The sequence below is a fragment of the Stenotrophomonas sp. genome (assembly GCF_035634915.1).
Lineage (GTDB): Bacteria > Pseudomonadota > Gammaproteobacteria > Xanthomonadales > Xanthomonadaceae > Stenotrophomonas.
Window position 1 is genome coordinate 22,467 of the sequence record NZ_DASQCB010000009.1, and the last position, 12,125, is coordinate 34,591.

The 12,125-nt window shown below is 66.6% G+C and carries 12 protein-coding genes; 5 read left to right on the top strand and 7 right to left on the bottom strand.

The features are described 5' to 3' along the window. Positions 1-3 precede the first annotated feature (3 nt). On the bottom strand, positions 4-642 hold the full coding sequence (locus VER16_RS06355) for a hypothetical protein (RefSeq protein ID WP_324806395.1): 639 nt from the start codon (positions 640-642) through the stop codon (positions 4-6). 123 nt (positions 643-765) lie between these two features. On the opposite strand from VER16_RS06355, the gene VER16_RS06360 reads away from it, so the two are divergent. Beyond that, on the top strand, positions 766-1,305 hold the full coding sequence (locus tag VER16_RS06360) for a hypothetical protein (RefSeq protein WP_324806397.1): 540 nt from the start codon (positions 766-768) through the stop codon (positions 1,303-1,305). A gap of 42 nt (positions 1,306-1,347) precedes the next feature. Here the strand turns inward: VER16_RS06360 and hmgA are convergent, their stop codons facing one another. Together hmgA and hppD are read right to left on the bottom strand one after the other, a co-directional pair. Further along, positions 1,348-2,646, bottom strand: a complete 1,299-nt coding sequence (gene hmgA / locus VER16_RS06365) for a homogentisate 1,2-dioxygenase (RefSeq protein WP_324806399.1) — start codon at positions 2,644-2,646, stop codon at positions 1,348-1,350. Positions 2,647-2,747: 101 nt separating this feature from the next. Beyond that, positions 2,748-3,860: a 4-hydroxyphenylpyruvate dioxygenase gene (gene hppD / locus VER16_RS06370; protein WP_324806401.1), complete on the bottom strand. Its 1,113-nt coding sequence runs from the start codon at positions 3,858-3,860 to the stop codon at positions 2,748-2,750. Positions 3,861-3,989: 129 nt separating this feature from the next. On the opposite strand from hppD, the gene VER16_RS06375 reads away from it, so the two are divergent. Both VER16_RS06375 and VER16_RS06380 read left to right on the top strand, forming a co-directional pair. Beyond that, positions 3,990-4,484: a MarR family winged helix-turn-helix transcriptional regulator gene (locus tag VER16_RS06375; RefSeq protein ID WP_324806403.1), complete on the top strand. Its 495-nt coding sequence runs from the start codon at positions 3,990-3,992 to the stop codon at positions 4,482-4,484. Positions 4,485-4,846: 362 nt separating this feature from the next. Then, positions 4,847-5,083 (top strand): hypothetical protein, encoded by a 237-nt coding sequence (locus VER16_RS06380; RefSeq protein ID WP_324806405.1) that lies wholly within the window; start codon positions 4,847-4,849, stop codon positions 5,081-5,083. 78 nt (positions 5,084-5,161) lie between these two features. Here VER16_RS06380 and VER16_RS06385 read toward each other — a convergent pair whose 3' ends face one another. The 4 genes from VER16_RS06385 to VER16_RS06400 form a co-directional block, all read right to left on the bottom strand. Beyond that, on the bottom strand, positions 5,162-6,289 hold the full coding sequence (locus VER16_RS06385; protein ID WP_324806406.1) for a hypothetical protein: 1,128 nt from the start codon (positions 6,287-6,289) through the stop codon (positions 5,162-5,164). 172 nt (positions 6,290-6,461) lie between these two features. After that, positions 6,462-7,073, bottom strand: a complete 612-nt coding sequence (locus tag VER16_RS06390; protein ID WP_324806408.1) for a thioredoxin family protein — start codon at positions 7,071-7,073, stop codon at positions 6,462-6,464. A gap of 18 nt (positions 7,074-7,091) precedes the next feature. Then, positions 7,092-8,591: an oligopeptide:H+ symporter gene (locus VER16_RS06395; RefSeq protein WP_324806409.1), complete on the bottom strand. Its 1,500-nt coding sequence runs from the start codon at positions 8,589-8,591 to the stop codon at positions 7,092-7,094. Positions 8,592-8,771: 180 nt separating this feature from the next. After that, positions 8,772-9,647 (bottom strand): tryptophan 2,3-dioxygenase, encoded by an 876-nt coding sequence (locus tag VER16_RS06400; RefSeq protein WP_324806411.1) that lies wholly within the window; start codon positions 9,645-9,647, stop codon positions 8,772-8,774. A 335-nt stretch (positions 9,648-9,982) separates the two neighbouring features. Here VER16_RS06400 and pdhA point away from each other — a divergent pair, with 335 nt between their 5' ends. Together pdhA and VER16_RS06410 are read left to right on the top strand one after the other, a co-directional pair. Beyond that, the gene (gene pdhA, locus VER16_RS06405) at positions 9,983-11,065 is read left to right on the top strand and encodes a pyruvate dehydrogenase (acetyl-transferring) E1 component subunit alpha (protein WP_324806413.1); all 1,083 of its coding nucleotides are present in this window, start codon (positions 9,983-9,985) and stop codon (positions 11,063-11,065) included. Beyond that, positions 11,058-12,125: an alpha-ketoacid dehydrogenase subunit beta gene (locus tag VER16_RS06410; RefSeq protein WP_324806415.1), complete on the top strand. Its 1,068-nt coding sequence runs from the start codon at positions 11,058-11,060 to the stop codon at positions 12,123-12,125. The genes pdhA and VER16_RS06410 overlap by 8 nt, the downstream gene beginning before the upstream one ends.

Below are 12,125 nucleotides of genomic sequence, written 5' to 3' on the forward strand. Positions count from 1 at the left end.
TGGTCAGCCGCAGCCTTCCACGTAATCCACCTGCGGGGTCTGGCCGACCCGCCAACTGCCGACCTTGCCGTCGGCGCCCAGCGCGAAATCGATGATGGCCGCGCCCTCCTGGGCCGGGCGTACGCGCAGGTGCTGGGCCTTCTCGTCGTACTTGTCCGGGCCAACGTCAGCACGTTCGGGGTACAGCAGCTGCAGTTCGCCCAGGGTCATGCCGACCTTGCCGCCGCCCGGGGCGACGATGCCGGTGCTGCGCACGTCATAGCGCACCAGCTTGCGGCCCTCGATCATCAGGCGCGGGTCTTCGGCATCCTGCGGGCGCAGGAAATAGCAGCCATCGTTGTTGTCGTCAGCCGGCAGCGGCTTGCCTGCCGCATCGGTTCCCAAGCCCTGCAGCGGCGCGCCGAAGCCACTGCGCACATCGGCGATGGCCGCGCCCAGGCGGGCCCCGCCGAAGCCGTCCAGGCGTGCCGGGCTGTCGCTGCGCGGGTCGACCGGCGAGGTGGTGGCCAGATCGGCATCGGCCGGGGCAGTGGCCGATGCAGTGTCCTTGGCCGGAGCCGGGGCGGCATCAGGTGTCTCGGGGCTGCGTGAACAGGCGGCCAGTGACAACAACAGCAGGCCGGCAATCGGGAGGTGTTTCATGGCGCGGTTCCTTGGCACGGGATGGCTGCACGCTAGCGCAGCGCGCGTGCAGGTGCTGCATTGTCATCGCCGTTACATGCCCCGCGTTCAGGCTCGGCGTGCACCGACTTGGCTGTCCCTCCCATGCAACCGCGCAAGACCGACCTCGCCCGAACCGCGCTGCAGGCCCACCGCGCGCCGCTGGACATGCGCCAGCGCCGGCTGCTGATCCTGTGCGATGGCCAGCGCAGCATTGCCGACCTGACCGGATTGATGGGCCAGGAAGCGCCGGCCATGGTGATCCAGCTGATCCAGGGGGGCTACCTGGAAACCGGCGCGGTGGCATCGCCAGCACCGCCATCCGTGCCGAAAACGACACCCCAGCCGGCACCGCCGCCTCCCGAGTCCCCAGCACCCAGCGTGCCGGTGGAACGCCGCCGTTCGCTGGTGGCCGCGCGCATCTACCTGCTGGGCATCCTGGAAATGCAGCGCAACCCGATGGCCGCGGCGCTGTTTCGCGACCTGCAGCAGGCGCGCGCCGAGGATGACGTGGTGAAGGTGCTGCAGGCGGCCCTGCAGGCGCTGCCGGGCATGACCTCCGACGGCTATTGCGAGCGTGTGCGGCTGCGCCTGCTGGAAGCGCTGCCGGTCGAGCATTGCGACGCCTTCGCGGCCACGGCGTAGGTAGAGTCGACCGTTGGTCGACTGTTCCGTCCCCTTTTTTGATCAACGGAAGTTGTTGCGCAGGCCGTTCCAGCACTGCTGGTAGTCGCCCTGGCGGTGGCTGGCGGCCAAGGCCTGGGCGCTGGGGCGGATCACTGCGCGGGTCTCGAACATGAAGGCCATCGTGTCCTTGATGACATCGGCCTTGGACAGATCGGCGTTGGATGCCTTGTCGAAGGTCGGCGCATCCGGGCCATGGCCGCTCATGCAGTTGTGCAGTGACGCGCCACCGGGCACGAAGCCTTCGGCCTTGGCGTCGTAGGCGCCGTGCACCAGGCCCATGAACTCGCTGGCGATGTTGCGGTGGAACCACGGCGGGCGGAACGTGTTCTGCGCCACCAGCCAGCGCGGCGGGAAGATGGCGAAATCCATGTTGCTGGTGCCGGGCGTGTCGCTGGGCGAATGCAGCACCAGGAAGATTGACGGGTCCGGATGGTCGTAGCTGATCGAGCCGATGGTGTTGAAGCGGCGCAGATCGTAGCGGTACGGCGCGTAATTGCCATGCCAGGCCACCACGTCCAGCGGCGAATGGTCGATGGGCGCGCGCCACAGGCGGCCTTCGAACTTCGCGATCAGTTCGAAATCACCGTCCACATCTTCGAACGCGGCATGCGGGGTTTCAAAGTCGCGCGGGTTGGCCAGGCCGTTGGCGCCGATCGGGCCCAGGTCCGGCAGCTTCAGCAGGGCACCATGGTTCTCGCAGATGTAGCCACGGCTGGGGCCATCGGGCAGCTCGACGCGGAAGCGCACGCCACGCGGTATGACCGCGATCTGCTGCGGTTCGATCTCGATCACGCCCAGTTCGGTCAGCAGGCGCAGCGCGCCCAGCTGCGGCACGATCAGCAGTTCGCCATCGGCGTTGTAGAAGTAGCGGCCGACCATGTCCCGGTTGGCGGCATACAGATGGATGCCGACGCCGGCATGCGCATCGGGGGCGCCGTTGCCGCCCATCGTGTACAGGCCTTCGACGAAATCGGTCGGAAGTTCCGGCAGCGGCAGCGGGCTCCAGCGCAGCTGGTTGGGCGAAGCCGGCTGCGCGCTGAAATCACACTGCAGCTGCGACTGCGCGAACGGGGTGAATTCGCCATGGGTCACCGCCGGGCGGATGCGGTACAGCCAGCTGCGGCGGTTGCTGCCACGCGGCGCGGTGAACGCGGTGCCGGACAGCTGCTCGGCATACAGGCCGTGGGCCACCTTCTGCGGCGAGTTCTGCCCGACCGGCAGCGCGCCGGCGACGGCTTCGGTGGCGAACTCGTTGCCGAAACCGGACTGGTAGCCGCGGGCGATGAGGGCGGTGGACATGGTGGCTCCTGGAACGCGATGCCGGAACGGAAAGCAGCCGGGCATGGCTCGGCTCTACGGGTGAGCAGCCGCCGGGCGTGGCCCGGCACTGCCGATGAACGTTACAGCACGCCGCGGCGGATCTGGTCGCGCTCGATGCTTTCAAACAGCGCGGTGAAGTTGCCTTCGCCGAAACCTTCGTTGCCCTTGCGCTGGATGATCTCGAAGAAGATCGGGCCGATGCAGTTCTGGGTGAAGATCTGCAGCAGCTTGCGCTGGTGGGTTTCCGGGTCGGCGTCGATCAGGATCTTGTTCTTGGCCAGGCGCGCCACGTCTTCACCGTGGTTGGGCACGCGCTGGTCGATCACATCGAAGTAGGTCTCCGGCGTGTCGAGGAAATCCACGCCCTGCGCGCGCATGGCTTCGACGGTCTCGTAGATGTTGTCGGTGAAGCAGGCGATGTGCTGGATGCCCTCGCCCTTGTACGCGTCCAGGTACTCGTTGATCTGGCTCTTCGGGTCGGACGATTCGTTCAGCGGGATGCGCACGATGCCGTCCGGCGCGGTCATCGCCTTGGACACCAGCCCGGTCTTCAGGCCCTTGATGTCGAAGTAGCGGATCTCGCGGAAGTTGAACAGGCGCTCGTAGTAATCCGACCACTGCTGCATGTTGCCGAAGTACAGGTTGTGGGTCAGGTGGTCGATGAAGGTCAGGCCGAAGCCGAACGGATGCAGGTCGGCGCCGGGCACGGCTTCGTAGTCGCCATCGAAGACGCTGCCGGCGCTGCCGTAGCGGTCCACCAGGTACAGCATGCAATCGCCGATGCCCTTGATGACCGGGGCGTTGACGGCCTTGCTGTCCGGCTTGAAGGCGATGGCTTCAGCGCCGTTGCCCAGGGCGGTCTGGTAGACCTCCTGGCCCGGCTTCTTGAAGCGGATGGCGAAGCCGCAGGCGCACGGACCGTGCTTTTCGGCGAAGTCGGCGGCGAACGAATCGGGGTCTTCATTGACCAGGAAGTTGACGTCGCCCTGGCGATAGACGGTAATCGGACGCTGCTTGTGCCTGAGCACCGCGCTGAAGCCCATCTTGCGGAAGTACTCGTGCAGCTCCTGGCCACGACCGGCCGGGGCGGCAAATTCGACGAACTCGAAGCCGTCGATGCCCATCGGGTTTTCGAAGGTGGTGACCTGCATGCCGGGGTTCGGGTGCGAGGCGGTCGGGACTGCGGTATTCATGGCGTGGCTCCGAATCGGTACCGCATCGGTACAAACCAGGTGCGGGCTGGGGTGGACCCGGCGAGAATGCAGGGTCCGGACATACCACTTATAGTTACACTTGAAACCACCAGCAAGGTGCACCGCAGCATGAGCCCAGCCGACCCCGCCTCCACCCGTGTGCGTGCCTCGCACGTCCTGCTCGACCTGGAACAGTTCCTGCCGTATCGGCTGAGCGTGCTGTCCAACCGCGTGAGCGGCAACATCGCCAAGCTCTATGGCGACCGCTATGGCCTGGCCATTCCCGAGTGGCGGGTGATCACCATCCTGGCGCTGTACCCGGGGTCGTCGGCCAGTGAGGTCTCCGACCGCACGGCCATGGACAAGGTGGCGGTCAGCCGGGCGGTGGCGCGGCTGCTCGAGCGCGGTTTCATCAAGCGTGAGACACACGGCGATGACCGCCGGCGCTCGGTGCTGGCGCTGTCCGCGGCGGGGTTCGAGGTGTACGAGACCATCGCGCCGCTGGTGATCGAGATCACCCGCAAGCTGATGTCGGTGCTGAGCGAGGAAGAAGAGCAGCTGCTGGAAAAGCTGATCCTGCGGCTGGCCGGTGACGGCCTGGAGCGGATGGGCGAAGGGGTCTGAGGGCCCCTTTCCCAAGGTAGATCCACGCCACGCGTGGAGGATGTTGCCTGCCATGCGCGACCTGTCGTCGCTAACCCTGCGAGGGTGCGCAGGCCCGTTGTTGATGACGCTGGATGCACGTGGCTGGGGTTTTGCCGACGAACGGCACTCGGGCCTCGCGCGTCACTAACTGTCGGCTTTGCCGCCCGATGTTTCGGGATCGGCCCGTTGGCATCGCTCAGGACAGGTCAGGCCTATCAAACCACTCGCATTGAGTGGTTCTGGCTATTGGACGAAAACCCCAACCCGAGCGAGGTTGGGCATGCAGCGGAGCACCGCTGCCGGGGCACAACGCCCGTCGATCCAGGCTCAGGAATCCCGCCATGTCCCGATCCGCCCGCCGCAAGGTTCCGGCGCCCGCCCCGGCCCTCGATCACGAGGCCGACCTGCAGCGCATCGATGAGGCGCTGGCCACCGTGGAATCCATCGCCGAGGTCTGGTTCGAGCACCATCGGCTGAAGCCCTGCCCGCCCGGGTTCCTGCTGTCGCTGAACCGGCTGCGCGATTTCACCAGCTACGCCAAGGCGTACGCGACCGCGTTGCGGGTGGTACGCGAGTAGATCCACGTCCTGCGTGGATGACGCTCACCCGGCGGGGTCAGATGGCTTTCCCGCGGAGAGGGATCCGACCCCGGCGCATCAGCTCAAATGCTTGCGTCGCGCATGGATCCACGGCACGGCCAACGCGGCGATGGCACCGCCTGCGAAGCCCAGCGACGCCGCGACTGTCGCCGCCTCGATCGCACCCGGCAACGCCAGCGCAGCGGCTACCAGCAGCAGGGACGGCAGGCCCACGAAGGTGCCCAGGAAGAACGTCCAGCGCGGCGACCAGGTGTTGAGCTGCAGCAGGCTGACCGGCTGCCAGGTCTCGGCGGCGGCGTCTTCGGCGATCTTCGCCACGACCTTGCCCAGGTCCACTTCCGGCACCAGCCGGCCCGGCCGGGCGGCGGCGATGGCTTCGGCCACGGCGTCCACAGGCGGGAAGCTGGCCGGCCATGCCACGGGCGCCGCCACGCCATAGGCGGTCAGCAGCGGCACGCTCAGCCACGGCGCCAGCAGCGGGCGCACCCGGCGTCGGCCATGCACGCACCAGATCTGGGCCAGACCATGCGCGGTCACGCTGTACAGCGCCAGCTCGCCCGGCGCCGGGTAGCCGAGCATGGTCACCCGCGCGGCAAGGCTGTCCTGGTTCATCGCGCGCAGGAACCCGGGACGGCTGCGCCCCTCCTGCATCCACGCCAGGCCCAGCGCGCCGACCAGCCAGGCGTCGGCCACATCCTTGCTGCCTGCGGTCGCGCGGTCGTCTGCTGCCAGGTACCAGGCCAGCGATTTTGGTTCGGCCACGTCGTCCACGCCCCAGCGGCTGTCATCACCCAGCACATGGCGTACCGGCACGCGGGCCGGCGCGGTCTCGCCGCGTTCGCCGGTCTGCAGGAAGGGCAGTACGCCCTGCACGAAGCTGGGCAGGTCGATCGCACGCAGGCCGTTGCCTTGCCACTCCTGCGGCAGCAGGCCCCCCAGCAGGCCCTCGGTGGCCAGGCGATCCAGGCGGGATTTCTGTTCGACCAGCTTCTGCACCGCGCCGTTCAGCACGACGTTGTCCGGCAGGGCGATCTGCGGCAGGCGATGGCGCGGCGGTGCCAGCTCCACGTTGTCCTGGCCGGTGCCCGCATCATCCAGCAGGGCATCCTGCGGCGGCAGGCTCACCCCCTCGGGGGCGGCGTCGCGGGTCGCGTCGGGCTGGCGTTGGGCGTGGTCGCTGTGCATGGGCGCTCCGGTAGGGGCAGCCGACAATCCTGTCGACTGACGTCCTTGCCGTTAGCGGCCATGGGGTGGGTTTCTAAAGCATTCGAGCGACCCGAGTAGTCGAGCAAGCTCGACTCTACGAGAGCACGGCAGTCGAGCATGGCTCGACTCTACAAAGGCAGGGCATTCGGGGTCAGCGCTGTGGCGCCCACTTTTCCAGGAAGGCCATGAACTTTGCGCGGTTGTAGCCTTTGCCTTCGCTCTTGGCTTTTTCCAGTTCGCCAGTGAACTGCGACTGCAGCAGGGTGCCGTCCGAATCGAGCACGAACAGGTGCGGGTAACCCTTCACCTGCGGATACTGCGAAAGGAACGCCGCGTTCTCGTTCTCTTCGCTGTAGTTGACCTTCATCCACACATAGTTGGCATCGCGGAAACGGCGGATCCCAGCATCGCCTTCCACGAACTGGTCCATCAGGTGGCACCAGGGGCACCACTCGCCGCCCACGTCCAGGATGATGTGCTTGTTGCCGCGCTGGGCTTCGACCTTGGCGGTTTCCAGATCGGCAGCCGGGTCGCGCGCCGGGTCGAAACTGGCATTGAGGCCGGCGATGGCGGCGATGTCGGCCGCGGCCGGGGTGTTGCCCGAGGCCACCGGCGCGCTGGGGTCAGCGGCCGGTGGCTCGGTGGGACGGGTATCGAGCGGCTGCGTCGGTTCGGCCGGTGCCGGCGGCGGTTGCTGGGAACAGGCGCTGATCAGCGCCGCACACACCACTGCCACCACTGCACCGCCGAACGTTGTACGCATGCCTGCTACCCTCTGTGTTTACTTGACGCCGTGCATCAGCTTGTTGATCAGCGGGGCGATCAGGAACAGCACCACGCCGGAGCCGATCAGGGCCCAGAACCCGAAGGTATACCCCTTCAGCGCCGATTCGATCGTCATGCCGCCTTCACCGGACACCGCGCCGGCGAAGATGCCCGACAGGTTGTTGCCGATGCCGGTGGACAGGAACCAGCCCCCCATGCCGAAGCCGACCAGGCGCACCGGGGCCAGCTTGGTCACCATCGACAGGCCGATCGGCGACAGGCACAGCTCGCCCACCGACTGGATGACGTAGACCATGAACAGGGTCCAGAACGGAATCTTGCCGTCCACGACCATCTGCGACAGGGCGAACATCAGCAGGGCGAAGGCGGCGCCGTTGAACAGCAGGCCCAGGCCGAACTTGCGCGGAATGGACGGATTGGCGCTGCCCATTTTGACCCAGATCCAGGCAATGATCGGCGCCAGGGCGATGATCGCCACCGAGTTGACCGACTGGAACCATGCGGTCGGGAAGGTCCAGTCGCCCATCTGGCGGTTGACGATGTTCTCGGCCAGGAAGGTGAAGGAGCTGCCGGCCTGTTCGAAGAACATCCAGAACATCACGTTGAAGGCGAAGATGATCAGCATGGCGATCACGCGGTCGCGCTGCACCTTGCCCTCGCGGATGCCTTCCACCAGCAGCAGGATGGCCAGGGCGGTGAACATGGCGCCCAGGATCCAGGCCAGCGCCGTAGCACCGGTGGCCAGCAGGAAGTAGGCCACCGGAATGGCGACCACGGCACCGGCCAGCACCATCACGATGCGACCGAAGCCTTCGGCACCGGCCGGCGGTGCGCCAATGCCCTTCAGGCCGGCGCGACCGATGTAGAACCACACCAGCGAGATCAGCATGCCCACGCCCGAAGCGATGAACACGACCTTGTAGGACGGCATCGCATCGGTACCGAAGACCTTGCGGGCCAGGTACTCGGTCAGCACCGGAGCGATCATCGCGCCGATGTTGATGCCCATGTAGAAGATGGTGAAGCCCGAGTCGCGGCGCTCATCCTTCAGGCCGTACAGCTTGCCGACCATGGTGGAGATGTTCGGCTTGAACAGGCCGTTGCCGACGATGATCGTGGCCAGGCCGAGCTTGAAGATGTGCTCCTGCGGCAGCGAGATCATGAACAGGCCGGCGGCCATGATGACCGCGCCGGTCAGGATGGATCGCTGGTAACCCAGTACCCGGTCGGCCACGTAGCCACCGAAGATCGCCGCGGCGTACACCAGGGCCAGGTAGGCGCCGTAGATGCGGCTGGCGTCGCCTTCACCGGCAGCACTGCCGTTGTAGAACTGGGCGACGATGTACAGCACCAAGGCCCAGCGGATGCCGTAGAACGCAAAGCGCTCCCAGAACTCGGTCATGAACAGCATCCACAGCGGGCGCGGGTGGCCCATCGTGGTCTTGAAGTCCGGCAGCGCCGGCTCTGGGGTGTTCGCAGTGGCGTTTAGGCTCATGCGGATTTCCTGGTTCGGTGGATGGACGGCACATCCGATGTGCGCTGGAGCAACGCGCGAGGATCACCGACTTGTGGCGTTCACGTCAAATACACGCCGTTTGAGGCAGGTCACGGCCTGCTCGCTGAACTTGCATCTGAAACGATCCAGCCAATCGCCAGCGCCCTTGCTGAATGGGGCTCAGGCCGGGTCTGCCGGTGGCCCCGCCTGCAGGCTGGTGCGCACCTGGAACAGCTCGGGGAAGAAGGTCAGCTCCAGCGCCTGTCGCAGGAAGCCCACGCCGGACGAGCCACCGGTGCCGCGCTTGAAGCCGATCACCCGCATCACCGTGCGCATGTGGCGGAAGCGCCAGAGCTGGAACGCGGTTTCCAGGTCCACCAGGTCCTCGCACAGCGAATACTCGCGCCAGTAGCGGTCGGTGTCCTGGTAGATGCGTTCGAACACCGGCTGCAGGCTGTCATCGGACACGTGCGGCTGGGTCCAGTCGCGGTCGCTGTAGAGGTCGGGGATATCGTGGCCGAAGCGGGCCAGGTACTTCAGGAATTCCTCGTACAGGCTGGGCGCTTCCAGCACGCTGCGCAGCTGCGCCTGGCCGTCCACGTCGTATTCGAACACCTGCAGCATCTGCGCGTTCTTGTTGCCCAGCAGGAACTCGATGTAGCGGTACTGCAGCGACTGGAAGCCCGAGGACGGGCCCAGCACGTCGCGGAAGCCCATGTACTCGGACGGGGTCAGGGTTTCCAGCACCGACCACTGTTCGGTCAGCTGGCGCAGCACCTGCTTGCTGCGCGCCAGCACCTTGCGGCACTGCCAGACCTCGTCGCGCTGCAGGAAGCCGATCGCCGCACGCAGCTCGTGGCCCAGCAGCTTCAGCCACAGCTCCGAGGTCTGGTGCTGGATGATGAACAGCATCTCGTCGTGGTGCGGCGGGTTGGACAGCGGCTGCTGCGCGGTCAGCAGCTGGTCCAGGCGCAGGTAGCCGCCGTAGGTCAGGCGCCCCTGCAGGTCGGTGTGGATGCCAGCTTCGAGATCGCGTTGGTTGTTGTCGACGGACATGGGCGGGACCAGAACAGGGGCGGCAAGGGTAGCGCGTTGCCTGCCGTGCGGGCAGCAGGCAGACCGTACCGGGGCGTGCGGTGGCCCGTGGAGCCAGCCGCGAGCCTCCGGCTGCGCGTGGAACCGTTTGCGCCGTTGCGCCAGCAGTCAGCCAAAGGCGTATTCTGATGCTTTGCAGCAACGACTGAATACGTTGTTGTTATTGGCCCCCCACCCGTCGGCAGGGGTACAACGGGGAATTGCCGTGTTGCGCCGCAGGAAGGCTATTTCGTACGCCTTCCTTAACATGGCGATTCATATCATTTGTAACTTCTCTGTCGAAGGTGCAGTACGCAATGACGGTAGCCGCCGAGTTCAAGATCGAATACCTGCAGTACCTGGACGCGGACGGCACGCTCGTCCGCAACGACCTGCCCGCCTCCCTGAAGGATCCGGCCGTCCTGGTGCCGCTGTTCAAGCAGATGCTGTACGTGCGCACGTTCGACAGCAGATCCATCGCGCTGCAGCGCACCGGCAAGCTCGGCACCTATGCCGCCTGCCTGGGTCACGAGGCCGCGCACGTGGGCATTGGCGCTGCGATGAAGCAGGGTGACGTGTTCGCCCCCAGCTACCGCGAGTACGGCGCCATGTTCATGCGTGGCGTGCGCCCGTACGACGTGCTGATGTACTGGGGCGGTGACGAGCGCGGCAACGACTACACCGGCAACGCGGTGAAGGACTTCCCGTTCTGCGTGCCGATCTCCACCCAGTGCCTGCATGCTGCCGGCGCTGCGCTGAAGTTCAAGCTCAACAACGAGCCGCAGATCGCGGTGGCGGTGTGCGGCGATGGCGGCAGCTCCAAGACCGACTTCTATGCCGCGCTCAACTCGGCCGGTGCCTACAAGCTCCCGCTGATCCTGTGCATCGTCAACAACGGCTGGGCGATCTCGGTGCCGCGCTCGGCCCAGACCGGTGCCGAAACCCTGGCCCAGAAGGGCCTGGCCGGCGGCCTGCACTGCCTGCAGGTGGACGGCAACGACCTGATCGCCGTGCTGGCCGCGATGGAACAGGCCCGCGAACGCGGCCTGGCCGGCGAAGGCGGCACCGTGCTGGAACTGATGACCTACCGCCTGTCCGACCACACCACCGCCGACGACGCCCGCCGCTACCGCGACGACGCCGAGGTGAAGGACGCCTGGACCCGTGAGCCGATGCTGCGCCTGCGCAAGTACCTCATCGCCAACGGCGTGTGGAGCGACGACGAAGAAAAGACCTGGGTCGAGCAGTGCGCGGCCAAGGTGGACGAGGAAGTGAACCAGTACCTCAACACCCCGGTGCAGCCGGTCGAGGCCATGTTCGACTACCTGTATGCCGACCCGCCGGCGGACCTGCTGGCCCAGCGCGCGGCTGCCATTGCCCTGGAGCAGCGCCATGGATGAGATCAAGCACGGCGCTTCCGCTTCCCGGGCCAATGCCGCCGACAGCGCCGCTGTCGCCGGTGGAGACATCGCAATGACCGCTACCCCCATCACCCTGATCGAAGCCATCACCCAGGCCCTGGCCTGGGAGCTGGAACACGACCCGTCGGTGCTGGTGCTGGGCGAGGACGTGGGCGTCAACGGCGGCGTGTTCCGCGCCACCGCCGGCCTGCAGCAGCGCTTCGGTTCGCAGCGCATCCTCGACACCCCGCTGGATGAAACCACCATCGCCGGCCTGACCGTCGGCCTGGCCGCGCAGGGCATGAAGCCGGTGGCCGAAGCCCAGTTCGACGGCTTCGTCTATCCGATGGTGGACCACATCATCTGCCACGCCGCGCGCCTGCGCACCCGTACCCGTGGCCGCCTGCACTGCCCCATGGTGCTGCGCGTGCCGTGGGGCGGCGGCATCCGCGCGCCGGAACACCACAGCGAAGCCAACGAATCGATCTTCACCAACGTGCCGGGCCTGCGCGTGGTGCTGCCGTCCAGCCCGCAGCGTGCCTACGGCCTGCTGCTGGCCGCCATGCGCGATCCCGACCCGGTGATCTACATGGAGCCCAAGCGCATCTACCGCCAGTACAAGGAAGTGGTCGTCAACGACGGCGAAGCCTTGCCGCTGGACGTGTGCTTCGTGCTGCGCGACGGCACCGACGTGACCCTGGTGGCCTGGGGCGCACAGGTGAAGGAAGCGCTGGAAGCGGCCGACAAGCTGGCCGGCGAAGGCATCAGTGCTGAAGTCATCGACGTGGCCACGCTGCGTCCGCTGGACTTTGCCACCATCGCCGAATCGGTGGCCAAGACCGGCCGCTGCGTGGTCGTGCAGGAAGCTCCGAAGACTGCGGGCTTCGGTGCCGAGATCGCCGCGCGCCTTGCCGAGGAATCCCTGTACGACCTGCTGGCCCCGGTCGAGCGCGTTACCGGCTACGACACCCACATTCCGCTGTTCCGCCTGGAAATGAAGTACCTGCCCAGCGTGGACCGGATCGTGACCGCGGCCAAGCGCGCGGTGGCGGCGGGCTGA